General features: G+C 68.0%; 23 protein-coding genes. 4 read left to right on the forward strand and 19 right to left on the reverse strand.

Translation table 11 applies throughout. The annotated features are described in order from the left end of the window. Window positions 1-502: 502 nt before the first annotated feature. The 12 genes from tyrS to argC all read right to left on the reverse strand — a co-directional run bounded on the left by tyrS (window position 503) and on the right by argC (window position 13,925). Complete coding sequence (gene tyrS / locus AC5RVD_RS16145) at window positions 503-1,810, reverse strand: tyrosine--tRNA ligase (protein ID WP_494127484.1); 1,308 nt, start codon at window positions 1,808-1,810, stop codon at window positions 503-505. A gap of 13 nt (window positions 1,811-1,823) precedes the next feature. Next, complete coding sequence (locus tag AC5RVD_RS16150) at window positions 1,824-4,082, reverse strand: HelD family protein (RefSeq protein ID WP_494113293.1); 2,259 nt, start codon at window positions 4,080-4,082, stop codon at window positions 1,824-1,826. Between the two features lie 125 nt (window positions 4,083-4,207). Further along, a complete protein-coding gene (locus AC5RVD_RS16155; protein ID WP_493977814.1) occupies window positions 4,208-4,714 on the reverse strand; it encodes an adenine phosphoribosyltransferase in 507 nt (168 codons plus the stop codon). Between the two features lie 42 nt (window positions 4,715-4,756). Then, a complete protein-coding gene (locus AC5RVD_RS16160; protein WP_494113294.1) occupies window positions 4,757-5,386 on the reverse strand; it encodes a DNA-3-methyladenine glycosylase in 630 nt (209 codons plus the stop codon). Then, window positions 5,386-6,375, reverse strand: a complete 990-nt coding sequence (locus AC5RVD_RS16165; RefSeq protein ID WP_494113295.1) for an SRPBCC domain-containing protein — start codon at window positions 6,373-6,375, stop codon at window positions 5,386-5,388. The genes AC5RVD_RS16160 and AC5RVD_RS16165 overlap by 1 nt, the downstream gene beginning before the upstream one ends. Before the next feature lie 103 nt (window positions 6,376-6,478). Next, entirely contained in the window at window positions 6,479-8,008 is a 1,530-nt protein-coding gene (gene argH, locus AC5RVD_RS16170) for an argininosuccinate lyase (RefSeq protein ID WP_494127485.1), read from the reverse strand. A gap of 50 nt (window positions 8,009-8,058) precedes the next feature. Next, a complete protein-coding gene (locus tag AC5RVD_RS16175; protein ID WP_493988252.1) occupies window positions 8,059-8,574 on the reverse strand; it encodes an arginine repressor in 516 nt (171 codons plus the stop codon). Window positions 8,575-8,579: 5 nt separating this feature from the next. Then, a complete protein-coding gene (gene argF, locus AC5RVD_RS16180; RefSeq protein ID WP_494127486.1) occupies window positions 8,580-9,539 on the reverse strand; it encodes an ornithine carbamoyltransferase in 960 nt (319 codons plus the stop codon). Next, entirely contained in the window at window positions 9,536-10,831 is a 1,296-nt protein-coding gene (locus AC5RVD_RS16185) for an acetylornithine transaminase (protein WP_494127487.1), read from the reverse strand. The genes argF and AC5RVD_RS16185 overlap by 4 nt, the downstream gene beginning before the upstream one ends. Next, window positions 10,828-11,736 carry an acetylglutamate kinase gene (gene argB, locus AC5RVD_RS16190; RefSeq protein WP_493988218.1) on the reverse strand — a complete coding sequence of 303 codons (909 nt, stop codon included), beginning with the start codon at window positions 11,734-11,736 and terminating at the stop codon, window positions 10,828-10,830. The genes AC5RVD_RS16185 and argB overlap by 4 nt, the downstream gene beginning before the upstream one ends. Before the next feature lie 9 nt (window positions 11,737-11,745). Continuing rightward, on the reverse strand, window positions 11,746-12,897 hold the full coding sequence (gene argJ, locus AC5RVD_RS16195; protein ID WP_494127488.1) for a bifunctional glutamate N-acetyltransferase/amino-acid acetyltransferase ArgJ: 1,152 nt from the start codon (window positions 12,895-12,897) through the stop codon (window positions 11,746-11,748). After that, the gene (gene argC / locus AC5RVD_RS16200; RefSeq protein ID WP_494127489.1) at window positions 12,894-13,925 is read right to left on the reverse strand and encodes an N-acetyl-gamma-glutamyl-phosphate reductase; all 1,032 of its coding nucleotides are present in this window, start codon (window positions 13,923-13,925) and stop codon (window positions 12,894-12,896) included. Before argC ends, argJ begins: the two co-directional genes overlap by 4 nt. A 180-nt stretch (window positions 13,926-14,105) precedes the next feature. On the opposite strand from argC, the gene AC5RVD_RS16205 reads away from it, so the two are divergent. Further along, window positions 14,106-15,071 (forward strand): quinone oxidoreductase family protein, encoded by a 966-nt coding sequence (locus tag AC5RVD_RS16205; protein ID WP_494113301.1) that lies wholly within the window; start codon window positions 14,106-14,108, stop codon window positions 15,069-15,071. 116 nt (window positions 15,072-15,187) lie between these two features. On the opposite strand, the gene AC5RVD_RS16210 is transcribed toward AC5RVD_RS16205, so the two are convergent. The 3 genes from AC5RVD_RS16210 to pheS form a co-directional block, all read right to left on the reverse strand. Beyond that, the gene (locus AC5RVD_RS16210; RefSeq protein ID WP_494127490.1) at window positions 15,188-15,898 is read right to left on the reverse strand and encodes a 4'-phosphopantetheinyl transferase family protein; all 711 of its coding nucleotides are present in this window, start codon (window positions 15,896-15,898) and stop codon (window positions 15,188-15,190) included. An 83-nt stretch (window positions 15,899-15,981) separates the two neighbouring features. After that, window positions 15,982-18,525, reverse strand: coding sequence for a phenylalanine--tRNA ligase subunit beta (gene pheT, locus AC5RVD_RS16215; RefSeq protein WP_494127491.1), 2,544 nt, complete (start codon window positions 18,523-18,525; stop codon window positions 15,982-15,984). Between the two features lie 4 nt (window positions 18,526-18,529). After that, window positions 18,530-19,600: a phenylalanine--tRNA ligase subunit alpha gene (gene pheS / locus AC5RVD_RS16220; RefSeq protein ID WP_494113304.1), complete on the reverse strand. Its 1,071-nt coding sequence runs from the start codon at window positions 19,598-19,600 to the stop codon at window positions 18,530-18,532. A 108-nt stretch (window positions 19,601-19,708) separates the two neighbouring features. Here pheS and AC5RVD_RS16225 point away from each other — a divergent pair, with 108 nt between their 5' ends. After that, window positions 19,709-20,164, forward strand: a complete 456-nt coding sequence (locus AC5RVD_RS16225; RefSeq protein ID WP_494127492.1) for a hypothetical protein — start codon at window positions 19,709-19,711, stop codon at window positions 20,162-20,164. 55 nt (window positions 20,165-20,219) lie between these two features. Further along, complete coding sequence (locus tag AC5RVD_RS16230) at window positions 20,220-21,248, forward strand: Rv2578c family radical SAM protein (protein ID WP_494127493.1); 1,029 nt, start codon at window positions 20,220-20,222, stop codon at window positions 21,246-21,248. Between the two features lie 40 nt (window positions 21,249-21,288). Here the strand turns inward: AC5RVD_RS16230 and AC5RVD_RS16235 are convergent, their stop codons facing one another. Then, entirely contained in the window at window positions 21,289-21,729 is a 441-nt protein-coding gene (locus AC5RVD_RS16235) for a (deoxy)nucleoside triphosphate pyrophosphohydrolase (RefSeq protein WP_494113342.1), read from the reverse strand. 214 nt (window positions 21,730-21,943) lie between these two features. On the opposite strand from AC5RVD_RS16235, the gene AC5RVD_RS16240 reads away from it, so the two are divergent. Then, on the forward strand, window positions 21,944-23,149 hold the full coding sequence (locus AC5RVD_RS16240) for an MFS transporter (RefSeq protein ID WP_494127494.1): 1,206 nt from the start codon (window positions 21,944-21,946) through the stop codon (window positions 23,147-23,149). Between the two features lie 102 nt (window positions 23,150-23,251). Here AC5RVD_RS16240 and AC5RVD_RS16245 read toward each other — a convergent pair whose 3' ends face one another. The 3 genes from AC5RVD_RS16245 to rpmI form a co-directional block, all read right to left on the reverse strand. Then, complete coding sequence (locus AC5RVD_RS16245) at window positions 23,252-24,175, reverse strand: TrmH family RNA methyltransferase (RefSeq protein ID WP_494127495.1); 924 nt, start codon at window positions 24,173-24,175, stop codon at window positions 23,252-23,254. 44 nt (window positions 24,176-24,219) lie between these two features. Then, window positions 24,220-24,882: a 50S ribosomal protein L20, sunset domain variant gene (rplT, locus tag AC5RVD_RS16250; protein WP_494127496.1), complete on the reverse strand. Its 663-nt coding sequence runs from the start codon at window positions 24,880-24,882 to the stop codon at window positions 24,220-24,222. A gap of 115 nt (window positions 24,883-24,997) precedes the next feature. After that, window positions 24,998-25,192 (reverse strand): 50S ribosomal protein L35, encoded by a 195-nt coding sequence (rpmI, locus tag AC5RVD_RS16255; RefSeq protein WP_493977772.1) that lies wholly within the window; start codon window positions 25,190-25,192, stop codon window positions 24,998-25,000. Window positions 25,193-25,242 lie beyond the last annotated feature (50 nt).

Raw genomic sequence — 25,242 nt, forward strand, 5'->3', positions numbered from 1 at the left:
ACACACCACAGGGGCGGCACGCCACGGCACTTTCAACCAATAAATAATTGGTATCAACAAACTTGGCACACTATTGAGTTCTCAAACAACAGGAGCAAACGAATACTTTGCATAAGAACCTCTTCCGAAATTCTTTTTGTTTTTCTTCGTTGCTATGTTTCTACTTTATTCCATCCCTTTTCTTTCTGTCAAATCCGCGTTTCCGCTTCATTTACCTAAAGAAAAGGCACGAACCCATCACAAAAACCCAGCTAATTTGCCTGCGCACTCGGGCGCATGACAATCGCTGTCATTTTATCGAAGGGGCTTGCCGCGTTTCCTGCCGGCTGTTTCACAACCAGCGGCGGCGACTCAGAAAACATTACACGGCACCGGCGCGGCCCGCAAATCGCCGGCGGGTGACGCCTGCCACTGACGCCGAAGGGCCCGCGGCCTCCCCTCAACACGGGAGACTGCGGGCCCTTCGACGCGGCCGGGGCTGACGTTTCGATCGCCGGCGAGATCAGGCAGACACTTCGACCATGGCGAGCGTTCGCTTCCCGCGGCGCATCAACAGGTATTTGCCGTGCAGGAACTGTTCACTGCCGACCGCGGCGTCCGGATCGGTGATCTTTTGGTTGTTGACATAGGCGCCGCCCTCGGCGACGGTCCGTCGTGCCGCGGAATTGCTGGCGGCCAGACCGGACCGGACCAACAGATCGATGATGCCGGTGGTATCGGCACCGGTGACTGCGCTGGGCAGCTCGGCAGTGGCAGCGATAAGAGTCGCCTCGTCCAGCTCGGCCAGGTCGCCCTGCCCGAACAGGGCCGAGGAAGCGGCGATAACCTTGTCGGTGGCTGCCGGGCCGTGCACAATCGATGTCACGTCATAGGCCAAGGCACGCTGTGCCTCACGGGCATGCGGGCGTTCGGCTACGGCGCGCTCAAGCTCCTCGATTTCTTCGCGGGAGCGGAAGGTAAAGACCTTGAGCCGCTGGACGACGTCCGCGTCGGCGGTGTTGAGCCAGAACTGGTACATGGCGTAGGGGCTGCACATGTCGGCATCCAGCCAGATGGCGTTGCCCTCGCTCTTACCGAACTTGGTTCCGTCCGAGTTCGTGATCAGCGGCGTGCCGATGGCGTGAACGGACTGGCCTTCCACCTTGCGGATCAGCTCGATGCCGCTGGTGAGGTTTCCCCACTGATCCGACCCGCCGGTCTGCAGGATGCAACCGTACTGCCGGTACAACTCGAGGTAGTCCATGCCCTGCAGGATCTGGTAGCTGAATTCCGCGTAGCTGATCCCCTCCTCTGAGTTCAACCGGGACGCGACGATGTCCTTCTTGACCATCGTCCCGACGCGGAAGTGCTTTCCGATGTCGCGCAGGAAGTCCAGCACACTCATCGGGGCTGTCCAGTCCAGATTGTTGACCATGCGCGCGGGGTTCGCACCTTCGAAGTCCAGGAAACGCTGCACCTGTCCCTTCAGGCGGTCCACCCATTCGGCGACGGTTTCCTTGGTGTTCATGCTGCGCTCGGCGGTGGGCCGAGGATCGCCGACCAGCCCGGTGGAACCGCCCACAAGGCCCAGCGGCCTGTGCCCCGCCAGCTGCAGCCGGCGCATGGTCAGCAGCTGGACCAGGTTGCCCAGGTGAAGGCTTGGGGCGGTGGGGTCGAAGCCGCAGTAATACGTGATCGGGTCCCCCGCCAGCAGCTTCTCCAGTTCGGCTTCGTCGGTCGACACATGGATAAGGCCGCGCCACTTCAGTTCCTGCCAAACGTTGGCAAAACCAGGGTCGTTGCGTTGGGAAGCGAGAAACGTATTAGTCACGGATACCAAATTATCAGCCTTCAATGCCCTCGGGGACGTCGCCTTCGGCCAGCAGCCGGAGCCGCTGGGTCGGCCGGGTCATGGCGACATAGAGATCTCCGACGCGGCCACCGACACGGTGCAAAAGCTCGGCCGGCTCAAGCACTACGACGGAATCGAACTCCAGGCCTTTTGCCTCCTGCGGGCCGAGCACGCTGATGTCCTGTTCCATCCCCCCGGCACCCCCGCCCACGCGTGCCCCGTAGGCTGCGGTCAGCGCATCCCGGACTTCCGGCAGGCGGTGGTCAGAGGCAATGACAGCCAACAGGCCGCCGTCGGCAGCGGCAAGCTCCTCGGGCATGACCTCCAGAAGCCGTTCGACCATGCGGCCCTCCGGCACTCGGTCCACAACCGGTGACCAGCGGCCGTCCCGCACCGCCTTCGGAGCCGACACGACGAGGCCCGCAGCGTTGGCCATCCGGACGGCCGCCTGCGCAATCTGGGAAGGAGTGCGGTAGTTCACGGTCAGTTCTTCAAGCTGCCAACGGTCGCCGGCGAACGGCTCGAGTGCCTGTTGCCACGATTCCGCACCGGCAGCCGAACTCGTCTGGGCGATATCGCCGACGACGGTGAACGACTTGAGCGGACAGCGGCGCATCAGCAGTCGCCACTGCATGGCCGACAACTCCTGCGCCTCGTCAACCACGATGTGGCCGAAGGCCCAGGTGCGGTCGACGGCGGCCCGTTCGGCAGCCGTGAAGCGGGTCTGCTGCGCCTGGTTGTAACCGGCCAGGTCCTCGGCGCTGACCACGCCGTCGATCCCGATGTCACGCAGCATCTGGTCGACGTTCCGCAGCGACTGTTCGGCATTGGCGACGTCGCGGGCCCGCTCCGCATCCCGCTGGGCCTTGTCACGCCCGCCCGAGGCATCCATGTCGCCAAGCAGCTCCGCGGCTTCATCGAGCAGCGGCACGTCGGCTTCCGTCCACGGCGCGTCCGCGGGGCGCAGCAGCAGCTTGCGTTCGGCTTCCGTCAGGTCGGGGGCGGCTGCCTCGAGGTGGGCCGGCTTGCTGAGCAGTTCTCCGATCAGCTTCTCCGGAGTCAGCGGCATCCACGCCAGGTTCAGCGCCACCCTCACATCGCGTGAAGTGCGCACGTCTTCGACAAGGTAGGCGCGGTCGGCGTTATTGCCCGGTCCGGACGATTTCTCCAGTGCCTCACCCAACTGGTCCGCCAGTTCGCGGAGCAGGATCTTCACGAACGTCACCCGGGCGGCGTTGTGTGGTTTGCCGGTCGCCCGTGCCCGGTCGCGTGCCCGTGCCACTTGGCGCGGTGTCAGGGTCAGCATGGTCCCTTCGACGTTGAGCTTGCGCGGTTCCGCCGGAAGTCTCTGGCGGTTGGCTACAGCGTTGGCGACGACGTCGGCCATGGCCAGGCGGCCCTTGATCTCGGCCACGGCGGGGTTGCTCTCGGACACGGCGCGGATCCCGGGCATGAGACCGCCCAGGGTGGACATCACCACGCCGGTCTCGCCCAGCGAGGGAAGCACACGCTCGATGTACTTCATGAACGAGTTCGACGGTCCCACCAGCAGCACGCCGGCGGACTTCAGCCGTTCGCGGTGCGAATACAGCAGATACGCCGCCCGGTGCAGGGCGACGGCGGTCTTGCCCGTTCCGGGACCGCCCTGGACCACGAGGATTCCCGACATCGGGGCCCTGATGATGCGGTCCTGTTCGGCCTGGATGGTGCCGACGATGTCGGACATGGCTCCGGTGCGCTTCGAATTCAACGCCGCCAACAGGGCGCCTTCGCCCTGCAGGGTGCCGCCCTCGGCGAGCATGGTCGGATCCAGCACGTCGTCTTCGATGCCCTTGACCTGGTGCCCCTGCAAAATCAGATGGCGGCGCCGCCGAACACCCAGCCGTTCGAAGGCCGTCGCCTGGTAGAACGCCCCGGCTTCCGGCGCCCGCCAATCGACCATCAACTGCTGCAGATCTGCTGTGCTGAGTCCGATTCGTCCGATGTAGCGACGGTCGCCGTCGTCCAGATCGAGTCGACCGAACACCAACCGGTCATCCACGGCGTTCAGCTGCGCCAGCCGGTCCTCGTACATCGTTGCGAACGCGTCACGCTCGGAAATGTTCTGCATGCTTCCCACCGCACCGCTGCTGCGGACGCGGGCCAACTGTTCCTGTTTTTCGGCGCGCAGTTCTTCCAGCCGGCGGTACAGCCCGGCCACGTAGGCGCGCTCAATTTCAAGCTCGGCATGGGCCGAAGGCGATTCAGGCATACGTGTTTTCCCTCCCCAAAAGGCAGACCGTCCATTCTACTACCGGCGCGGTAAATTTTCTTCCGCCAGGAGGACCCTGGGCGGGTGGGCACGTGCCCTTTCGCCAAGGGCGCATTAAGGGCCGGCTATTCACGCACCAGCGAGCGGATGCGGTGTCCGGTCAGGGCGGACCTGCCCCGCAGTGCCGAGAGTTCGAGGACCACGCCGAATCCGGCAACCTGCACCCCGGCCCGTTCGAAAAGACGGCAGGCCGCACCGAGGGTCCCGCCGGTGGCCAGCACATCGTCCAGGATCAGCACACGCGAACCCGGCACCAGTTCGTCGGCATGGATTTCCAGCGTGGCCGTGCCGTACTCCAGCGCGTAATCTTCGGAGATCGTCCTGCGCGGCAGTTTGCCTTTCTTGCGCACGGTGATGACTCCGGTGCCGGAGGCGTACGCGGCCGCGGCCGACAGCAGGAAACCGCGGGCCTCGACGCCGGCGACGGCGTCGAACTGGCCCTCGAACGGGTCGATCAAGGCGTGCACCAAGGCGTGCAGAGCCTCGCCGTCGGCAAATACAGGAGTCAGGTCCCGGAAGATGATCCCTGGCTTCGGATAGTCCCGGACCGTTTCCGAAAGACGGTTGACCATGGATTCAACTGATTCGCGGGGACGTTCATTCACCCGTCTACCCTACCCGCTGCCGGCGCGCCGCCGCGGCTTCGCGGCCCGGTACTGCGAGACCGTCGGGTCCCCTTCGAGCCAGAAACGCCACGGGTAGGCGGCGGTACCGCCCTCGCCGCTGACGCCCACCCGCGGCCCGGTCCGCACATGCTGATGGGATGCCCGGACCGCCGGTCGTGCCAATTCCAGTTCCCCCTCGGTGAAGGCCCTGCCGTTGTCCTCCAGCGTCAGCCCCAGCGCAGTGGCCAGCCGGGCCGGCCCCCGCGCCAATTCCGCGTCGTTCTTGGCCGAGGCACGCCGGCTTCTGGCAAGGTCAAGGCCTTGCGTGATCTCACCGGCGCGGAGCAAGGCTCCGGTGGCCTGGCCGTCGTGGCCACACACGATATTCACGCAATGGTGCATGCCGTAGGTGAAGTAGACATAGATGTGGCCCGGCGGGCCGAACATCGCCTTGTTGCGGTTCGTGGGGCCGCGGAAGCCATGCGATCCCGGGTCGTGCTCGCCCATGTAGGCCTCTACCTCGGTAAGCCGGACGGCTACTGTTCCCTCAGGCGTGGTGTGTGTCAGCCGGGCGCCGAGCAGCCCCGGAGCAACGTCCACGGCGGACCGGCCGAGCCAGTGAAGTAAGGCTGCGTCCACTAGGCCGGCTGCACCCGCTGGTAGAAGCGCGTCAAGGCTTCGAGCCGGTGGGCCGAATCATGCACATGACCGCCGCCAAGCACCGTGGCGAGGGCATCCAGCCGCGCATGCCAGCGGGCCATCAGGCTTTCGGGCGAAATCTCCCGCCCTACGTTGTGCACCAGCAGCAAGCGGGTCTTGCCGTCGGCCGGTTCCAGCATCCAGTGCACGGTCCCGGTGCCCTCCGGAGCGGTCCAGGTGTAGTCGAGCCGGCTGTCGGCGAGCACATACTCCACGTCCCCGTTAACCGTGCGTTCCGGCAGGTTGAATTCGACGGCGCCGCCGGCCTGCAGCTCCACGCGACCGGGACCCAGCCACCTGCCGAGCAGATCCGGCTCCGTCAGGGCCGCCCAGACCTGGGTTTGGGCGGCATCGAGCAACCGATCGAAGCGCAGGCTGGTGCGTCCGGAATCCTTTTCGGCGGTGCCCATCGAATGCGAGAGCTGGTACTGGCGGGAATAGGCTTCCCGCAGCCGCGTCCATCGGTCGGGCTCTGGATCCGGTGGCCGCCCGGCCGCGACAGCGCCGAGCGCGTCCAGTATTGTTTGCCAGCCCGCGCTGCCTTCGGTGAGGAAGTCCGGCCCCTCGGCGCGGGATCGGAACTGCAGCAGGGTCCCGCCGTCGCTCTCCAGCACCCGCCATTCGATGACCGATTCCTGCCCCAACTCGTCCTCCCAGCTGATTTGCAGGCTGAGCGGCGGATTCAGCTGCAAGACCGTGCCGCTGGTGACGCCTCCGCCCAGGTCCAGCTCGTAGGTATGGCCCAGCTGCCAGTCGGCGTCAAGCGTGCCGAGCCATTTGGCGACGTTGTCCTTTTCCGCCAGGAGGCTCCAGATGTAGCTGCGCGGGTAGTCGAGCTGTCGGTCGAAGGCCAGGACGTAGTCGCCGTCAATCCGCTCGATCCGTCCCTCCGGCACCAGCTTTTCCTCGTCCTGGCTCAGCGTCGACATGCCTGCTCCCTCGGCTCAGTGGCTCTTGACCCGTCGCTTCACAAACTACCGCAGCACCATTTGCTACCGGCCGGTAACTTACTATGGCCGCCGCGCGGCGGGTTCAGGGGCGGCCGCCGGCGGCGTAGCGGCGCGCGCTTTCCAGCCCTGTTTCAAGCGCCGCGATCTGGGCGGCCACGGCGGTCGGCGCGGTGCCGCCCTGCGAGCTGCGGCTGGCCAGCGAACCTTCAACCGTGAGCACTTCGCGCACCTGCGGAGTCAGGTCCGGGGAGATCGCGGCGAATTCCTCGTCCGTCAGGTCCCAGAGTTCCACTCCGCGGCTTTCGGCCTGTTTGACGGCGGCACCGGAAAGTTCGTGTGCCTCCCGGAACGGAATGCCTTGCCGGACCAGCCATTCGGCGATGTCGGTGGCCAGCGCGAAACCCTGCGGGGCCAGCGCTTCCAGCCGCTCGGTGTTGAAGACCAGGGTTTCGATCATGCCGGCGACGGCGGGCAGCAGTAGCTCCAGGGTGTCGGCCGCGTCGAAGACCGGTTCCTTGTCTTCCTGCAGATCCCGGTTGTAGGCCAGCGGCAGGCCCTTGAGGGTGGCCAAGAGCCCGGTCAGGTCGCCGATCAGCCGGCCGGCCTTTCCGCGGGCCAATTCCGCGACGTCCGGGTTCTTCTTCTGCGGCATGATCGAGGAGCCCGTGGAGTAGGCGTCGTCCAGGGTCACGAACGAGAATTCCTTGGTGGCCCAAAGGATGACTTCTTCCGATATCCGGGACAGGTTCACCCCGATCATGGCTGCCACCCAGCTGAATTCGGCAAAGACGTCCCGCGAGGCGGTGCCGTCGATCGAGTTCCAGGCCGCGGATTCAAAGCCGAGGTCCGCCGCGACGGCGTTGGGGTCCAGGCCGAGCGAAGATCCGGCCAGGGCCCCGGAGCCGTAGGGAGAGACAGCGGCCCGCTTGTCCCAGTCCGCCAGCCGCTGGACGTCCCGCAGCAGCGCCCAGGCGTGGGCCAGCAGATGATGGGACAGCAGCACCGGCTGCGCGTGCTGGAGGTGCGTGCGGCCGGGCATGGCAACATCCGGATAGCGGCGGGCCTGCCTGAGCAGCGCGTCAATGGTCGCCAGCACTCCCCCCGCGATGATCCGCGCGTGGTCGCGCAGGTACATCCGGCCCAAGGTGGCAATCTGGTCGTTGCGGGACCGTCCGGCCCGAAGTTTGCCGCCCAGCTGCGCGCCGGCCCGTTCGATCAGCCCGCGCTCGAGGGAGCCGTGCACGTCTTCGTCCGACTCGGCCGCCACATACGCGCCCGACCGCACGTCGTCGTCGAGCTGGTCCAGGGCTGCGAGCATGCCTTGCAGCTCGGCGTCGTCCAACAGCCCGGCCTTGTGCAGCACCTTGGCGTGGGCGCGGGAACCTGCGATGTCGTACTGTGCCAGGCGCCAGTCGAAATGCGTGGACTTGCTCAGCGCGGCCAGGGCATCGGCCGGGCCACCGGCGAAGCGGCCGCCCCAGAGGGCGCCCTCGTTGGTGTGCCCTGCTCCGGTGCTCTTCGGTTCCTGCGTCACGTTATATCTTCCCTTTCCGCCAGGTTGCCCTGGTGACGGTTCCGCACCCTGCCGTGCCGGCCGGCGGAGATGGCTCATGCGCCGGCTTCCGCGCCGGCTGCCGCAGCTGCTGCGACTAGGTTATTGGTTCAGGCGTTGCGCGATGATTCGTCGGCGAACTGCAGGAACCGCGCGGCGAGCGCCGCTCCGCCGGCCGGGTCCCGTGTCACCAGCAGGACGGTGTCGTCGCCCGCGATCGTGCCCAGAACCGACGGCATGACCGAGTGATCGATGGCCAGCGCCAGGAAGTTGGCGGCCCCCGGCGGTGTCCGCAGGACCACCAGGTTTGCCGAGGCCTCGGCGGTGACCAGCAGGTCGGCACAAAGCCGGGCCAGCCGGGCGTCCAGGATCTCCTGGGTCACGCCGCTCTGCGGTGCGCGTTCCCCGCCCTCGCTGGGCACCGCATAGATCAGCCCGCCGTCCTGGCCGCGCACCCGTACCGCGCCCAGTTCCACCAGGTCGCGCGAGAGCGTGGCCTGGGTGACCTGGACCCCCTCGTCCGCCAGCCGTGCGGCCAGTTCCGCCTGCGAGCGCACCGACTCGCCGGTGAGGATCGCGGTGATCTTGGCCTGGCGGGCGGTCTTGGTGGCCGGCATCGTGTTCATCGCCGTCAGCTCCCGGCCAAGGGGGCCAGCGACGACTTGTCCATCAGCCATGCCATGAGCGCCTTCTGGGCGTGCAGCCGGTTCTCCGCCTCGTCCCACACCACCGACTGGGGGCCGTCGATCACCTCGGCGGCGATCTCGTAGCCGCGGTAGGCGGGCAGGCAGTGGAGCACGACGGCGTCGTCGGCTGCCAGCTTCAGGGCCGCCTGGTCCACGGCGTAGTCCTTGAACAGTTCCAGCCGCTCCGCCTTCTCGTCCTCCTGCCCCATCGAGACCCACGTGTCCGTGGCGACGACGTCGGCCTCCGCCAGCGCCTGCGCAGGATCCGTAGTGATCAGTACCGATCCGCCGGTTTCGGCGGCGCGCGCTTCGGCTTCGGCCACGACCGAGGCGTCCGGGAGGTGTCCGGCGGGTCCGGCGATCCGCACGTGCATCCCGGCTGTCGCGCCCGCGAGCAGGTACGAGTTGGCCATGTTGTTTGCGGCATCGCCCAGGTAGGCCATGGTGAGGCCGGCCAGCTTGCCTTTGTGTTCCTGGACCGTCAGCAGGTCAGCCAGCAGCTGGCAGGGGTGATAGTCGTCGGAGAGCGAGTTGATGACCGGCACACGGGATAGCGCCGCCATCTCCTCCAGCCCGGCATGGGCGTAGGTCCGCCAGACGACCGTGGAGACCATCCGTTCCATCACCTTGATGGTGTCGGAGACGGACTCTTTGTGTCCCAGCTGCGATTCGCCGGGGTTGATGACCAGCGGCACGCCGCCCAGGTCCGCGATTCCGGCGGCGAAGGACACCCGGGTGCGCGTGGAGGTCTTGTCGAAGATCACGGCAACGGTCTTGCGGCCGGCCCCGTCTCCGGCGTACGGCTGGTAGCGGTAGGGAAACTGCTTCATCTCAGCGGCAAGCTGCAGCACTTCCGCCTGCTCGGCCGGGCTGAGGTCGGTGTCCTTCAGGAAGTGGCGGGTCATGTTGCGTCCTTGCTGGTTGCGGCGGCCCGGGCAGCCGCGGTGGTCAGGATGTCCGGCAGCGCGGCGGTGAACCGGGCGGCCTCTTCGGCGGTCAGGATCAGCGGCGGAGCCAGCCGCAGCGTGCGCGGACCGGGGTTGTTGATGATGAAGCCGGCCTCCAGCGCGGCAGCCACCGCGGCAGCGGCGATGTCGGCATCCAGGTCGATGCCGATCAGCAAGCCCTCGCCGCGGACCTCGACGACGTGTTCAGTGCCGGCCAGGTCCGCGCGCAGCCGCTCCCCGAGCCCGGTCACATGAGCCAGCAGCCCGCGCGACTCGATGGCCTGCAGCGTCGCCAGGCCGGCCGCCGTCGCCACCGGGTTGCCGCCGAACGTGGTGCCGTGCTGGCCCGCCGTCAGGAGCTCCGAGGTTGCTGCGCCGAAGGTGATCAACGCGCCGACCGGCAGTCCGCTGCCCAGGCCCTTGGCCAGGGTGATGGCGTCCGGCAGGATCTGCTCACCGCCGGCCACTGCGCCCTGGAACGCGAACCAGTTGCCGGTGCGGCCGACGCCGGTCTGCACCTCGTCCAGAATCAGCAGCGCGCCCGCGGCCTCGGTGGCTTCGCGGGCCGCCTTCAGATAGCCCTCGGGCAGCGGCCGGACGCCCACCTCCCCCTGGATCGGTTCCAGCACGACGGCGGCCACGGACTCGTCGACGGCGGCGCGGAGGGCGTCCTCGTCACCGAAGGGCAGGTGGACCACACCGCCGGGCAGCGGTTCGAACGGTTCGCGGTAGGACTGCTTGGCCGTCAGCGCCAGGGCCCCCATGGTCCGGCCGTGGAACGCCCCCTCGAGGGCAAGGATCTTGGTCCGGGTGGGGCTGGAGTTCCGCCGGGCCAGCTTGAACGCCGCCTCGTTGGCTTCGGTGCCGGAGTTGGCGAAGAACACCTTGGAACCGGCCGGAGCGGCGGCGAGCTGCAGCAGCCGCTCCGCCAGCGCAATCTGTGCCGGGCTGGTGAAGAAGTTCGAGACATGGCCGAGGGTGGACAGCTGGGCGGCCACGACCCCGGTCAGGAACTCGTCCGCATGGCCCAGGGCGTTCACCGCAATTCCGCCGAGCAGGTCGAGGTATTCCCTGCCGTCCGCGTCCCAGACGGTGCAGCCCTTGCCCCGGACCAGGACGCGCTGCGGGGTTCCGAAGACCCCCATCAGCGACTGGCGGTACTTCTCCAACAGCTGCTGGTTGTCCAGGCCTTCCAGTCCCTCCAGCCCGGCGAGGCCGGCAGCCGGGGAAACGGTGTGTGCGGTGTTCATGCTGCGTCTCCGTCCGGAACGACCTGGGTGCCGATGCCGGCTGCGGTAAAGATTTCCAGCAGGATCGAGTGCGGCATCCTGCCATCGACGACGGCGGCCCGTTCCACTCCCCCGTCGACCGCCTTCAAACAGGCTTCCATCTTGGGAATCATGCCGGACTGCAGCCGCGGCAGCAGCTCGCGCAGCTCCCCCGCCGTCAGCGACGATATCAAGGAGGACTTGTCCGGCCAGTTGGCGTACAGCCCCTCGACGTCGGTGAGGATGACCAGCCGCGAGGCGTGCAAAGCGTCCGCCACCGCGGCGGCCGCGGTATCGGCGTTGACGTTGAGCACCTGGTTGGTGCCTTCGCCGTCGCCGCCGATTTCCGGTGCCACGGTGGAGATCACCGGGATGCGCCCGGCGTCGAGCAAATCCAGGATGGCGGACGGATTGACGCCCACCACTTCGCCGACCAGGCCCAGGTCGACGTCTTCGCCGTCCACCACGGTGCCGGTGCGCACCGCCTGCAGCAGCCCGCCGTCTTCACCGGAGAGGCCGACGGCGTAAGGCCCGTGCGAATTGATCAGGCCCACCAGTTCCCGGCCGACCTGCCCGGTGAGCACCATGCGCACCACGTCCATGGCTTCGGGAGTGGTGACCCGCAAGCCGCCTTTGAACTCGGATTCGATGCCCAGCCGGGAGAGCATGGCGTTGATTTGCGGGCCGCCGCCGTGGACGACCACCGGCTTGATCCCGGCGTGGTGGAGGAAGACGATGTCTTCGGCGAACGCCTGCCGCAGTTCGTCGTTGACCATGGCGTTGCCGCCGTACTTGATCACCATGGTGGTTCCGGCGAACCGCTGGATCCACGGCAGGGCCTCGATCAGCGTGGCGGCCTTGTCCTGGGCCATCAGCATTGTGTTCATCGTCGGTCCTCAGCTGGAGTAGGCGGAATTCTCATGCACGTACTCGTGCGTGAGGTCATTGGTCCAGATGGTTGCGGTTTCGCTGCCGGCATTCAAGTCGATCACCACGGCCACGTCGCGGCCGTTCAGGTCCACCAGGTCGCGCGGTTCGCCCACACCGCCGTTTCGGCAGACCTGCACGCCGTTCATGCTGACGTTGAGCTGGTCCGGCTCGAAGGCGGCGTCGGTCGTGCCCACCGCGGACAGCACCCGGCCCCAGTTCGGATCCTTGCCGAAAATGGCGGTCTTGAACAAATTGGAGCGGGCCACGGCGCGGCTCACGGTTTCCGCATCCCGCTCGGAAGCCGCGTTAATGGTCGTGACCGCGATGTCGTGGCTGGCGCCCTCGGCATCGGTGATCAGCTGCCGGGCCAGATCCGCGCAGACGCCGGTCAGCGCAGCCGTGAAGTCTTCCAGCGCGGGAACGGCCCCGGAGGCGCCCGAAGCCAGCAGCACCACGGTGTCGTTGGTGGACATGCAGCCGTCGGAATCGGTCCGGTCGAAGGTCAACCGCGTGGCCTCGCGCAGCGCCGCCTGCAGCGGCCGCGGTGCCAGTTCGGCATCCGTGGTGATGACCACCAGCATGGTGGCCAGGCCCGGGGCCAGCATGCCGGCGCCCTTGGCCATGCCGCCGATGCTGTACCCGCCGCCGGTGAACAGGGCCTGCTTGGAAACGGAATCGGTGGTCATGATGGCTTCGGCCGCATCGGCGCCGCCGTCGTAGGACAAGGCCGCTGCCGCCGCTTCGACGCCCGGCAGCAGCTTGTCCATCGGCAACTGCTCGCCGATCAGCCCGGTGGAGCACACCACCACGTCGCCCGATGAAATCCCGAGCAGGTCGGCCGTTTTCTCGGCGGTGGCATGGGTGTTCTGGAAGCCCTCGGCCCCGGTGCAGGCGTTGGCGCCGCCGGAGTTGAGCACGACCGCGTCCGCCCGGCCGTCGCCGACGACCTGCCGTGACCAGTGCACCGGTGCGGCCGCCACGCGGTTGGACGTGAAGACGGCCGCCGCCGCCCGCTGCGGTCCGTCGTTGACCACCAGCGCGACATCGGGCTTGCCGGAGGCTTTCAGGCCGGCGGTGGCACCGGCGGCGCGGAATCCCTTGGGTGCGGTAACGCTCACGGTGCGATCCCCTGGTGGGTCAGGCCGGCGGTCTCATCGAGGCCGAGGGCGATGTTCATGGACTGGATGGCGCCGCCGCCGGTTCCCTTGGTGAGGTTGTCGATGGCGCAGGTGACGACGGCGCGGCCCGCGTGCTCGTCGAAGGCCAACTGCAGGACGGCGTGGTTGCTGCCCTGTACTGACTTGGTATTCGGCCACTGGCCCTCGGGCAGCAGGTGCACAAAGGGCTCGTCCGCGTAGGCGGATTCCCAGGCGCGGCGCAATGCCTGGGCATCCGTACCGGGCTTGACGCGCGCGGTGGCCGTGGTCAGGATGCCGCGGCTCATCGGCGCCAGGGTCGGAGTAAACGAGATCGTGACCGCCTCGCCGGCGGCCGCCGAGAGCCCCTGCTCGATTTCCGGAGTGTGCCGGTGGCCTCCGCCAACCCCGTACGGGCTCATGCCGCCCATGACTTCCGAACCGATCAGGTGCACCTTGGCGGACTTGCCGGCCCCGGAGGTGCCTGAGGCGGCGACAATCACCACGTCGCCGGGCTCCAGCAGCCCGGCCGCAAAGCCCGGGGTCAGCGCCAGCAGCGAGCTGGTCGGATAGCAGCCCGGGACGGCGATGCGGCGGGCGCCCCGCAGCTTCTCCCGGTGGCCGGGAAGTTCGGGAAGGCCATAGGGCCAACTGCCGGCGTGGGCGGTGCCGTAGAACTTCTCCCAGGACACCGGGTCGACCAGCCGGTGGTCCGCGCCGGCATCCACCACCAGCGTGTCTGCCGGCAGCGCGGCGGCGATTTCCGCGCTGGCACCATGCGGCAGGGCCAGGAACACCACGTCGTGCCCGGCCAGGTTCTCGGCGGTTGTGTCGACCAGGATTTTGTCCGCCAGCGAATGCAGGTGCGGCTGCAGTTCCCCCAACCGCGAGCCGGCATTGCTGTGCGCGGTAATGGCTCCGATGGAGACCTCGGGATGGTTCGCCAGCAGGCGGAGGACCTCGCCGCCCGCGTAACCGCTGGCACCGGACACTGCAACCTTGATTGTCATGGCATCCAGCATACAGCAAAAGTATGCATCAGACAGGATATTTATGCAGAACCGCTGCCGCCGGAGGGGCTGGTTGGACGCGGCACGGCAGCGCCTACGATGGTTTCAGAGCCGGCCGGCCCCCCGTGGCCGATTCCTGCCGGCACCGACTGCCCCGAGTACGTTTTAAGGAGACCCTACATGGCCAAGGCAATCGTGGCCGCCGCGCCCGGCGGTCCGGAAGTACTGCAACTGCGCGAGGTCGACACCCCGCAGCCCGGCCCGGGCCAACTGCTGGTGAAAGTGGCCGCGGCCGGTGTGAACTTCGTCGAGACCTATGAGCGCAGCGGCGTCTACAACGTCCCGTTTCCCTACACGCCCGGCTCCGAAGCGGCCGGCACGGTCGAAGCCGTCGGCGCCGGCGTCGACGGGTTCGCCCCCGGCGACCGCGTCGCCTTCGCCGAAGGCGACCGCACCTACGCGGAGTACACCGTCGTCTCCGCCGAGGCCGCGCTCCCGGTGCCGGAGGGCGTGGCCGACGATGTGGCGGCCGCCATCCCGCTGCAGGGCATGACGGCGCATTACCTCATCAACTCCAGCTTCAGGGTCCAGCCCGGCCAGACGGTACTCACCCATGCGGGTGCCGGCGGCGTAGGCCTGATCCTGACACAGTTGCTCAAAGCCAAGGGCGCCCGGGTGATCACCACGGTGTCCACCGACGAAAAGGAAGAACTGGCCCGCAGCGCGGGGGCGGATGAAGTTCTCCGCTACGACGATTTTGCCCGGAAGGTGCACCAACTGACCGCCGGGACGGGGGTGGACGTGGTGTACGACGGTGTCGGCAAGGCCACCTTCGACGGTTCGCTGGCCAGCCTGCGTACCCGTGGCATGCTCGTGCTCTTCGGCGGCGCGTCGGGCCAGGTGCCGCCGTTCGACCTGCAGCGGCTCAACCACGCCGGATCGCTGTTCGTCACCCGCCCCAAGCTGGCCGACCATCTGCTGACGCCACAGGAACGGCGCTGGCGCTCCAGCGAATTGTTCGACGCCGTCCTGTCCGGCCGCCTGGACATCCGGATCGGCCGAAAATATTCCCTGGCCGAAGCAGCGCAGGCACACGAGGATTTGCAGGCCCGCCGCACCACAGGAAAGCTGCTGCTGGCCCCGTAGCCCCCAGGTGCCGGCAACGCCCGCGGCTCGGCGGCTACGCGGGCGTTCCCGGTGCTGGTGGGTGAGGAAACCCGCGGCGGGCGGCGGGCGGGCCGAGCGGCTGCCGCCTTGGCCGTTCAGCCGTGGACTGCCACGGTTTCCCGGTAGGTAATTTTCGGGTCGGCCGACCCGCCCACCGCCAGTGCCGCGGCGAGACCGGGCGGCACGTCCCCGCCGGCATCCGCCAGCGTGAGGTCCAGCAGTTGCAGCCCGGGACGGTCTCCTGCTTCCCCGGGCCAGCCGGACAGCTCGGGTTCACCGTCCGCACCGGCGACGCCGATCGTATCCGGCGGCAGCCGCAGGCCATGGCCGGTCGACTTCAGCACGGCCTCTTTCCTGGTCCACAGCCGGGCCCGCAGCAGGCGGGGGTCGGCTGCCTGTTCCACCAGGGTCCGCTCCGATTCGGTGAGCATGACGGCATCGATGTTGTCCTCCGGCCGGAAAGCGTCCGCCCAGGCGTCTTCGATGTCGACTCCGAGCAGCACCGGCCGGAAGGACAGCGCGGCCAGCAGCCAGCGGCCCGAGCGGGCGTAGCTCAGGCGGGCGGGCGCCGGAGCACCGTCCAGCAGCAGTTGCGGCTGGCCATGCCGGCCGTCGTTGCCCCGCGGGCATTGGCGGCAGTCGAACGCGAGCCGCATCCGGTCGGCGTCGACGTTGAGTTCCTGCGCCGCCAGCAGGCGGACGGCTTCACGGGTGTGCGCGCGGATGCTGGGACGCCGGTCCGGCTCGCTGGCGGCCGGGAACCCGTTTTGCAGCTGCACCAGCTGCAGTATCACCTGGGCCTTCATGCGTTCCTTTTCCCTTTCCCCCACGACGGCGGGGCCCACCTGCGTCGGTGGGCCCCGCCGTCGTCATTCATGGCAGTAACCGGTTACCGCTGAACGGCACCGCAGCGGGCTGCGGCCAGTTCCACGGCCTGCGCCCGCGCCGCGGAGGCCTCGTCGGCGGTCAGCGTGCGGTCATCCGCCCGGAACCTCAGCCCGAAGGCCAGCGATTTCTTCCCGTGTTCGATCCCGGTGCCCGAATAAACGTCGAACAGGGCTACATCTTCGAGCAGTTCGCCGGCGCCTTCCCGCAGCGCCTCGCGGACCGCCTCGGCCGGAACCGAGGAATCGACGACCAGCGCCACGTCCTGGGTGGACACGGGGTAGGTGGACAGGTGCTTGGCCACGATCACGTCCGCGGCGGCCTCAAACAGCGCCTCCCCGTCCAGTTCCATGGCGGCGGTCCGCGCCGGCAGGTCCCAATCCTGGAGCAGCTTCGGATGCAGCTCGCCGGCATAGCCGACCACCTCGCCGGTGCGCAGCGACAACTGCGCGGTGCGGCCGGGGTGGAAGGCCTGGTGCTGTCCCTGGGCGACGACCAGTTCAATGCCGAGGACGTCGCCGACAGCCAGTGCGGCGTCCAGTGCGTCCGACCATTCCCAGCGGCGGGGTGCGAACCCTGCGCCCGGGGCCGCCTCGTGCCCGATCAGGACCGCGGCCACGTGCCAGGGCTGGTCGGGGATCCCGGCCTGCAGTTCCTCGAGCACCTCGTCCGATGGCTTGGCGCCCAGCGGGGGCAGGATCGAGGACCCGGTCTTGTCGCCGGGCAGGAACACCAGGCCGCCTTCGTACAACGCCAGGTCCCGGAAGCCGCGGGAATGGTTGCGGCGTGCGGTCTCCAGCAGCCCCGGCAGCAGGCTTCGGCGCAAGTACCCGAATTCGGCGGAGATCGGATTCGCCAGTTTGACGGCGGCGACCGTGGACCCGGCCTCGGGAGTTCCGAAGGTTTCGTTCTGCCCGGTGGACACGAACGGGTAGCTGAGCACCTCGGTCAGGCCGGCGTCGGCCAGCGACTGCAGCACGCGGCGGCGCTGCTGCTGGCCACGGGTGAGGCCACGGCCGGGCGGTGCCACCGGCAGGGTGGCCGGAATCCGGTCGTAGCCCACCAGCCGGGCGATTTCCTCGACCAGGTCCTCCTTGATGGCCAGGTCGGGACGCCAGCTGGGCGCCGTGACACGCAGGCCGCCGTCGTACGCTTCGATGGAAGCGCCGATGCCGTCCAGGGCGGATTCGATCTGCTCGACGGCGTACTCGAAGCCGATGAGGCGGGAGGCGAAACCGTCGGGCAGGTCGATCTCGACCGGCGCCGGACGTGCCCCGGCATCCGTGGCGGTGGTGTCGGCGGTGCCGCCGGCGAGTTCGACCAGCAGGTCCACGGCACGCTGAGCTGCCTCATCCGCGATTTCCCAGTCCACCCCGCGCTCGTTGCGCTTGGACGCCTCCGACGGCAGCTTGTGCCGGCGGCGGGTGCGGCCCATGGAGACGTCGTCGAAGTGGGCGGACTCAATCAGCACATTGGCGGTTCCGTCCCCGACCTCGGTTTCGGCACCGCCCATCACGCCGGCCAGGCCGATGGGGCCGCGGTCATCGGTGATCAGCAGGTCCTCGGTGGAGAGCCGGCGCTCCTTGCCGTCCAGGGTCACCAGGGTCTCGCCCGGATTGGCCCGGCGCACCACGATGGGGCCCTGGAGCTTGTCCGCGTCGTAGAAATGCAGCGGCTGGCCCAGTTCCAGCATCACGTAGTTGGAGATGTCCACGACCAGCGAGATGGAGCGCATGCCGGCCAGGCGCAGCCGGGAGGCCATCCACTGGGGCGTCGGCCGCGACGGGTCGACGCCGCGGACCGTGCGCGCCACGAAGCGGTCGCAGCCGGGCTTGCCGTAGACCGGAGCCTGGTCTTCGAGCCGGACGGGGTGTCCCTCGCCGGTTGCTGCGGAGACATCGACCCGGCTGGCCGGGTCGGTGAATTCGGTGCCGGTGGCGAGCGCGTATTCGCGGGCCACGCCACGAATGGAGAAGCAGTAGCCGCGGTCCGGCGTCACGTTGATCTCGGCCGCCTCGTCGGTCAGGCCGAGCAGTTCCATCGCGTCGGTGCCGATTTCGGGGTCGAGGCCCAGCCGGGAAAGCACGATGATACCGTCGTGGTCGTCGCCGATGCCCAGCTCCCGGGCGGAGGCGATCATGCCGGCGGAAGTGTGCCCGTAGGTTTTGCGCGGGGTGATCCGGAAATCCCCCGGCAGCACGGCGCCGGGCAGCGTCACCACGACCTTGTCGCCAACCTCGAAATTGTGGGCCCCGCAGACGATGCCCTGCACGCCGGACGGGTCGATGCCGTCGCCGGCGAGCGGCTGTCCGGCGCCTTCGGGCGCCACACGGACCTGGCACCAGTTGATGGTCTTGCCGTTTGACTGCGGCTCCTTGACCAGGTCAAGGACCTGGCCCACCACGATCGGCCCGGAGATCGAATCGGACGGACGGTGGACGTCCTCTTCTTCGAGCCCGACCTTGACGAGTTCGGCCATGACGTCCTCGGCGGTGGCGTCTGCGGGAACCTGCGCGTACTCGCGCAGCCAGGAAAGGGGAATACGCATAGTTCTAGATCTCCATCCCGAAGTGCTGGCTGAAGCGGATGTCGCCTTCGATCATGTCGTGCATGTCCGGGACGTCATTGCGGAACATGAGGGTGCGTTCGATCCCCATGCCGAAGGCGAAACCGGAGTAGACCTCCGGATCGATGCCGGCAGCGCGCAGCACATTGGGGTTGACCATGCCGCAGCCGCCCCACTCGATCCAGCGGGGGCCGCCCTTGGCACCCGGGTGCCAAATGTCCATCTCGGCTGAGGGCTCGGTGAACGGGAAGTAGGCCGGGCGCAGGCGGATCTTTGCCTCGGCGCCGAACATCTGGCGCGAGAAGTGCTCCAACGTGCCGCGCAGGTCGGCCATCGTGAGCCCCTTGTCCACGGCCAGGCCTTCAAACTGGTGGAAGACAGGCGTATGGGTCGCGTCCAGCTCATCGGTGCGGAACGTGCGGCCCGGGCACAGCACGTACACCGGCAGGTCCCGTTCCAGCATGGAGCGGACCTGCACCGGCGATGTGTGGGTCCGCAGCACCAGATGGGCCTCCGGCGGCTCCACGAAGAAGGTGTCCTGCATCTCCCGTGCGGGGTGGTCCGGCTTGAAGTTCAAGGCGTCGAAGTTGAACCACTCGGATTCCACCTCCGGCCCCTCGGCGACCTCCCAGCCCATGCCAACGAAGATGTCGCTGACCCGTTCCTGCAGCGTGGAGAGCGGGTGCCGGGCACCGGGACGGCGGCGGCGCGGGGCCGCGGTAACGTCCACGGCCTCCTCGACGAGGATCTGTGCCTCCCGTTCGGCTTCCAGTTCGGCGGTGCGGGCGGCCAGCGCCTGGTTAATGCGCCCGCGGGCCGGACCCACGATCTTGCCGGCGGCCGCTTTGTCCTCTTTGGCCAGCTTGCCGATTTCGCGGTTGGCCAGGCTGAGCGGGGATTTCTCGCCGGTGTGGGCGAGCCGGGCAGTCTTGAGCCCGTCCAGGTCGGAGGCAGCCTTGAAAGCCATCACTGCCTGCTCGACGGCGGCGGCAACCGCGGCTTCGTCGAGGGGGCTCGGCACGGGCGGCTCCTGGGCTGGGGGTGTCACGTCAGACATGTGCTGTGGGGACCTCGGATTAGGTTAAAGGGCTTCTGCCCGCGTACGGGCAACCAGTCCAGTCTAGTTCACGGGCTGGCACCGACCCGAAACGCCTACGATAAGCCCATGACGCCGTCCGAGAAGCTGCGTGCCGCCTGGAACCTGCTCAACGGCTCCACCCTGCTGGGGCTGGCCCTCGCCGCCGCGGTCCGCTGCAGCCTGCACCCCGGCCCGCACGGCCTGATCCTGGCCCACGGCTTCCGTCCCGGGCTGCCGAAGGCCGCTGCCTTTACCGTGGGCAACGTGGTGCTGTTCCGCGACGCCGCGGCGGGACTGGCCGGCAATCCGGTGCTGCTGGGCCACGAGTCCCGCCACAGCAGCCAATATGCCTGGTGCCTCGGCCTGCCGTTCCTGCCGCTGTACGCGTGCGCCGTTGCATGGTCGTGGTGGCGGACCGGCGACCCGGCGTCCCGGAACGTCTTCGAGCGGTTGGCCGGGCTGCAGTCGGGCGGCTACGCGGAGCGGCCGGTGCGGCGAGGACCGGGACGGCGCGCTGCGCGGCCCAAACGGGCGGCGGGCTGATTTCCTGCGGACCCTAAACCTGTCGCATGCTTCGAAGATGTGTTCTACTTAAAGCATGAGGTGGTCCTCCCAGCAAGCGGAACCCGGCGCCCTGCTTCCGTTGTCCGGACTGGTCCGGAGCGTCCAGACCCCCGGCTTCGCCGGCATTACGTTCCATGAGGTCATGGCCAAGTCGGCGCTGAACCGGGTGGGCGCAGGGTCGCGGATGCCGTTCGAATGGACCATCAACCCCTACCGTGGCTGCAGCCACGCCTGCGTGTATTGCTTCGCCCGCAAGACCCACAGCTACCTTGACTTGGACACCGGGCTTGATTTTGACACCCAGTTGGTCGTCAAGGTGAACGTGGGCGAGGTTCTCCGCCGCGAGCTTGCCAGGCCATCCTGGAAACGCGAACACGTAGCCATGGGCACCAACACAGATCCTTACCAGCGGGCCGAGGGTCGCTACAAGCTGATGCCGGAGATCATCAGGGCCCTGGCCGGGTCGGGAACGCCGTTTTCGATCCTGACCAAGGGCACCTTGCTGGCCCGTGACCTGCCGCTGCTGCGCGAGGCGGCCAAGGACGTTGACGTCGGCATGGGGATTTCTCTCGCCATGACCGACGCCGGATTGGCGCACCGCGTGGAGCCGGGAACACCGACCCCGCGGGCCCGGCTGGAGCTGATCGCCAAGCTGAGCGACGCCGGCCTGCCATGTTCGGTCATGGCCATGCCGATCCTGCCCTGGCTGACGGACTCGGAGGACGCGCTCGACGAGCTCTGCGCGGCCGTGGCTGCCGCCGGGGCCACCAGCATGACGGCGGGCGCGCTGCACCTGCGTCCGGGCGCCAGGGAATGGTACCTGCAGTGGCTTGCCAAGGAATACCCGCAACTGGTCGGCAGGTACCGCCGCCTCTACGACGGCGGCACGTATGCCGCCAAGGATTACCGGCGTTGGCTGGCAGCCCGGGTCGGGGAAGCCAAGCGCCGGCACGGTTTGGAAAATTCAGCCCGGCTGCGCGACGTGGCGGTTCGGCCGCCGGCGGATCGCCCGGCGGCGCCGTCCGGCATGCCGGGCGCAGCGGCACAGGCGACCTTGTTCTGAGGCCCGCAATGCTGCGGCCCGCAGGGGTCCGGCGGAGCCGTCAGGCGGGACGGTTGGCGGTGTCGCCTGCAGCGGTGAGCACAGCTTCGAGGATCGGAAAATCGGCGGGGATCCAGGGCAAGGCCGCGGCTTCTGCCGCCTCCAGCCGGACCCAGCGCAATTCGTCGTGGTCTTGCAGCGGCTGCGGCAGTCCGTCGGTGATGTAGGCACACCATACCCGCATGGCCGCCGCTTCATTCAGCGGCCACCCCTGCGGGAGCGGACCGAAGACTTCGGCTCCCAGCTCTATTCCGACTCCCAGTTCTTCGCGGATTTCGCGGCGCAGGGCGTCCTCGCAGCTCTCCCCGGGCTCCACTTTGCCGCCGGGGAACTCCCACAGGCCGGCCAGCGCCTCTGGCGCGGAGCGCCGGGCCGCCAGTAATCTGCTCGGGGCTTCGCGGGCATCGAAGATGGCTGCCCCCACAATCTGTTTCAGGCTCAGTTGCACGCCGATCAGTCTACGGTGCCGGTCGCTCCCGACCCGCCCGGCCCGGACTATGCCGCAGCCCACAGGCCACACGGGTCCGGAATGGGATGCCGGGCGGTCGCGTTGCCGTACAGTGACAGCCGGTGCCCGCAACTGCCGCCCGTGGCGCATGCCGTGGCATGCCGCCCATGCGCCGGCGCCCACTTGACCGTTCGACCGAAAGCCGATCATGAATTCCCCCACACTCGCCACCGCCCGGAGGCAGACCGAAAACCGCCGGACGGCGTGGGCCATCGTTGCGCTGGCCATGGGCGGCTTCGGCATCGGCACCACGGAATTTGCCATCATGGGCCTGCTGCAGAATGTGGCGGCCGGGCTGAACGTCTCCATCCCGGAAAGCGGGCACCTGATTTCCGCCTATGCCCTGGGCGTGGTGGTCGGCGCACCGCTGCTCGCCGCCCTCGGAGCCAAGCTTCCGCACAAGCACATGGTTTTGGGGCTGATGGTCCTGTTCACGCTCGGGAACCTCTCGTCAGTGTTCGCGCCCGACTACGCCACGATGCTGGTCACCCGGTTCATTTCCGGCCTGCCGCACGGCGCCTACTTCGGCGTGGCCGCCGTCTTGGCCGCCTCGCTGGTCTCCCCCACCCGCCGCGCGCAGGCCGTCGCCATGGTCATGCTGGGGCTCTCCGTGGCCAACGTCGTCGGCGTGCCGTTGGTGACGTGGCTGGGCCAGCAATACGGCTGGCGGCTGATGTTCGTGGCCGTGGGCATCGTGGGCGCGGTGACCGTACTGATGATCCAGCGTCTGGTCCCCTTCAGCCCCGCGCACGCAGAGGCCGGCATCCGCCGGGAACTCGGCGCCCTGAAACGGATCCAGGTCTGGCTGGCGCTGTTGATTGGCGTAGTCGGTTTCGGCGGATTCTTCGCCGTATATTCCTACATCAGCCCCACCATGACCGAAGTGACGGGCCTGGCCCCGGCCGCCCTGCCGCTGATTGTCGGTCTCTACGGGCTGGGTATGGTCGTCGGCACCTTCATTGGCGGCCGGTTGGCGGACCGCTCCGTGATGGGGACCATCTACCAGGTCATGACGGCGATCATCGTGATCCTGGTGTGCTTCTGGGCGGCCTCGTCCGTTGCTGCCTTGGCGATTCCACTCGTTTTCCTCCTCGGCGCCGCAGGATCGAGCCTGATCCCGGCGCTGCAGACACGCCTCATGGACGCCTCCCCCAACGCCCAGACGCTGGCCGCCTCGCTGAACCATTCGGCGCTGAACATGGCCAATGCCCTCGGCGCTTTCCTGGGCGGCCTCGTGATCTCCTGGGGCTGGGGTTATGCCGCGCCGGCGTTGGTCGGCGCCGGGCTGGCTTCCTTGGGACTGGTCATCGCCGCTCTTAGCGGGGCGCTTGAGAAACGGCGCAGCCTCACCTAAGGATCATGCCCGGCCTGAGGTCCTGGCTTCGACGGATCCGCAGTGTCAGGATCGTTCGCATGCTGCGTACGGCACGTTCCCGGTTGGGCCTCTCGGGAGCAGTTATCCTGCCAGCCCGCGTCGCCGCTGGGACCTTGCGGAGGCATACAGGCAGACCGTGGCGGCCGTGCCGACGTTCAAGCTTTCGGCCTGGCCGTAGACCGGCACGGCAACCCGATGGTCAGCGGCTGCGAGCTCTTCCGACGACAACCCTTGGGCTTCGTTCCCAAAGAGCCAGGCGGTAGGCGCCGCCAGATCCGGAAGGCCGGCCCCGCCCTCGTCCCCTGCTGCGGGACCTTCTCCCAGTCGGGCCAGCGCACTGCGGTCCTGCAAATCGTCCAGATCGATGGTGCCGTAGCCGTCAGCTGCCAGCATGGTCGCGCCGGCGGCGCGTACGGCGGCGGCCACGTCGCCGAAATCGTGCCCGTTGACCACAGGGAGGTGGAAGAGCGATCCTGCCGTGGAACGCACGGCCTTGGGATTGTAGATGTCCACGCTGGAACTGGTCAGGATCACGGCATCCGCGCCGGCGGAATCGGCCGCCCGCAGGATGGTGCCGGCATTGCCGGGATCCTGCACCCGGACCATGACCGCGAGCAGCAAGGGCTTGCTTTGCAGGACCTCGTTTAGCGGCCGGTCCAAGTAGTTGCACACGGCCACGATCCCCTGCGGGTTGACGGTGTCCGCCATTGCCGCCAGGACCGCATCGGTGGCCAGCCTCAGCGGCACGCCGTCGGCGAGGTCCGCCAGTTCAGGCAAGCGGTCCAGGCAGGCTTCGGTGGCGAAGACCTCGGCCACGATGCCGCTGTTTCCCGCTTCAAGATGCGCGCGGTGGGCGGACAGGGCCTCGCGGACAGCCTGCGGACCTTCGGCCAGGAATTGGCGGCGCTTTAAACGCACCGAGCGCCCGGCAAGCTTTGCCACATCCCTGACCCGATCGGCTCGGGGGTTGGACATGACGGCTTGCGGGCGCCCGGTAGTGCTCATACAGCGACTATAACGTCGCCGCATGGGCGTTTATGCATCGGTGCTTATTCGGCAACCTTCTGGCGGGCCTCGCCGCCGGCTGGCTCGAAACCGGCAGCCTTGGCGGCTTCCACGGACTCGAACCAGTACACGGGAGTGGTGTTCTCGTACCAGGTGGAGCCCGGCACGTGGTACTTCTTGGACTGGTTGCCCTTGATGCTGTAGCCGGCGGGAGCGTCCTCGCCGTCAACGGCCTTCACGGCGCCAGCAACTTCGCCGGATTCAGCGGCAGGCGCGGCGGCCTTGGCAGCCGGAGCGGCGGCAGCAGGCTTGGCGGCTGCGGGCTGACGCTCTGCGGGAGCGGAAGTGTCGGCCGGGAGGGCGTCCTTGGCTACCTGCACCAGCGCGGCGAAGGCGCCGGCGTCGGACACGGCCAGCTCGGCCAGCATGCGGCGGTCAACCTGGACCTCGGCGGCCTTCAGGCCCTGGATGAGGCGGTTGTAGGTCAGGCCGTTGGCGCGGGATGCAGCGTTGATGCGCTGGATCCACAGGCGGCGGAAATCACCCTTGCGCTTGCGGCGGTCGCCGTAGCTGTACACGAACGAGTGCAGCAGCTGTTCCTTTGCCTTGCGGTACAGGCGGGACCGCTGTCCGCGGTATCCGGCAGCCCGGTCCAGGATGACCCGGCGCTTCTTGTGGGCGTTGACCGCCCGCTTCACACGTGCCACGTGCGTACTCCTTTTGATGATTGGTGCCCGGTGTTCGGCCGCCACAATCGGCGGCCGGGGGCAAAACTAGCTGGATGGCCCTTGCGGCGTCACCGCGCGGACCGGAGGGAGAAAATCAGATGCCGAGCATCTTCTTGATGTTGCGCACGTCGGCCGGAGCAACGATCTTGTCACTGGCAAGGCGGCGGGTCAGCGTGGAAGGCTTGTGCTCCAGGTAGTGGCGGCGGTTGGCCTGCTGGCGCTTGAGCTTGCCGCTGCCGGTGAGCTTGAAGCGCTTCTTGGCGCCGCTGTGGGTCTTCTGCTTCGGCATGGCTGCCGTTCTCCTTACGTCTCCTCGGGTCGCTGCCGACCGTCGGCTCG

The organism is Arthrobacter sp. THG-b23 (assembly GCF_059091265.1).

Excerpts from the sequence above, each read along its gene's own strand:
- AC5RVD_RS16205 (WP_494113301.1), top strand. The coding sequence starts at position 14,106 with ATGGCCAAGGCAATCGTGGCCGCCGCGCCCGGCGGTCCGGAAGTACTG.
- AC5RVD_RS16175 (WP_493988252.1), bottom strand. The coding sequence starts at position 8,574 with ATGAACACGATGCCGGCCACCAAGACCGCCCGCCAGGCCAAGATCACC.
- AC5RVD_RS16155 (WP_493977814.1), bottom strand. The coding sequence starts at position 4,714 with ATGGTCAACCGTCTTTCGGAAACGGTCCGGGACTATCCGAAGCCAGGG.
- AC5RVD_RS16150 (WP_494113293.1), bottom strand. The coding sequence starts at position 4,082 with ATGCCTGAATCGCCTTCGGCCCATGCCGAGCTTGAAATTGAGCGCGCC.
- argH (WP_494127485.1), bottom strand. The coding sequence starts at position 8,008 with ATGAGCCATCTCCGCCGGCCGGCACGGCAGGGTGCGGAACCGTCACCA.
- rpmI (WP_493977772.1), bottom strand. The coding sequence starts at position 25,192 with ATGCCGAAGCAGAAGACCCACAGCGGCGCCAAGAAGCGCTTCAAGCTC.
- AC5RVD_RS16240 (WP_494127494.1), top strand. The coding sequence starts at position 21,944 with ATGAATTCCCCCACACTCGCCACCGCCCGGAGGCAGACCGAAAACCGC.
- argF (WP_494127486.1), bottom strand. The coding sequence starts at position 9,539 with ATGACCCGCCACTTCCTGAAGGACACCGACCTCAGCCCGGCCGAGCAG.
- pheT (WP_494127491.1), bottom strand. The coding sequence starts at position 18,525 with ATGCGTATTCCCCTTTCCTGGCTGCGCGAGTACGCGCAGGTTCCCGCA.
- argC (WP_494127489.1), bottom strand. The coding sequence starts at position 13,925 with ATGACAATCAAGGTTGCAGTGTCCGGTGCCAGCGGTTACGCGGGCGGC.
- pheS (WP_494113304.1), bottom strand. The coding sequence starts at position 19,600 with ATGTCTGACGTGACACCCCCAGCCCAGGAGCCGCCCGTGCCGAGCCCC.
- AC5RVD_RS16185 (WP_494127487.1), bottom strand. The coding sequence starts at position 10,831 with ATGAACACCGCACACACCGTTTCCCCGGCTGCCGGCCTCGCCGGGCTG.
- AC5RVD_RS16245 (WP_494127495.1), bottom strand. The coding sequence starts at position 24,175 with ATGAGCACTACCGGGCGCCCGCAAGCCGTCATGTCCAACCCCCGAGCC.
- argB (WP_493988218.1), bottom strand. The coding sequence starts at position 11,736 with ATGAACACAATGCTGATGGCCCAGGACAAGGCCGCCACGCTGATCGAG.
- AC5RVD_RS16225 (WP_494127492.1), top strand. The coding sequence starts at position 19,709 with ATGACGCCGTCCGAGAAGCTGCGTGCCGCCTGGAACCTGCTCAACGGC.
- AC5RVD_RS16230 (WP_494127493.1), top strand. The coding sequence starts at position 20,220 with ATGAGGTGGTCCTCCCAGCAAGCGGAACCCGGCGCCCTGCTTCCGTTG.
- AC5RVD_RS16210 (WP_494127490.1), bottom strand. The coding sequence starts at position 15,898 with ATGAAGGCCCAGGTGATACTGCAGCTGGTGCAGCTGCAAAACGGGTTC.
- AC5RVD_RS16165 (WP_494113295.1), bottom strand. The coding sequence starts at position 6,375 with ATGTCGACGCTGAGCCAGGACGAGGAAAAGCTGGTGCCGGAGGGACGG.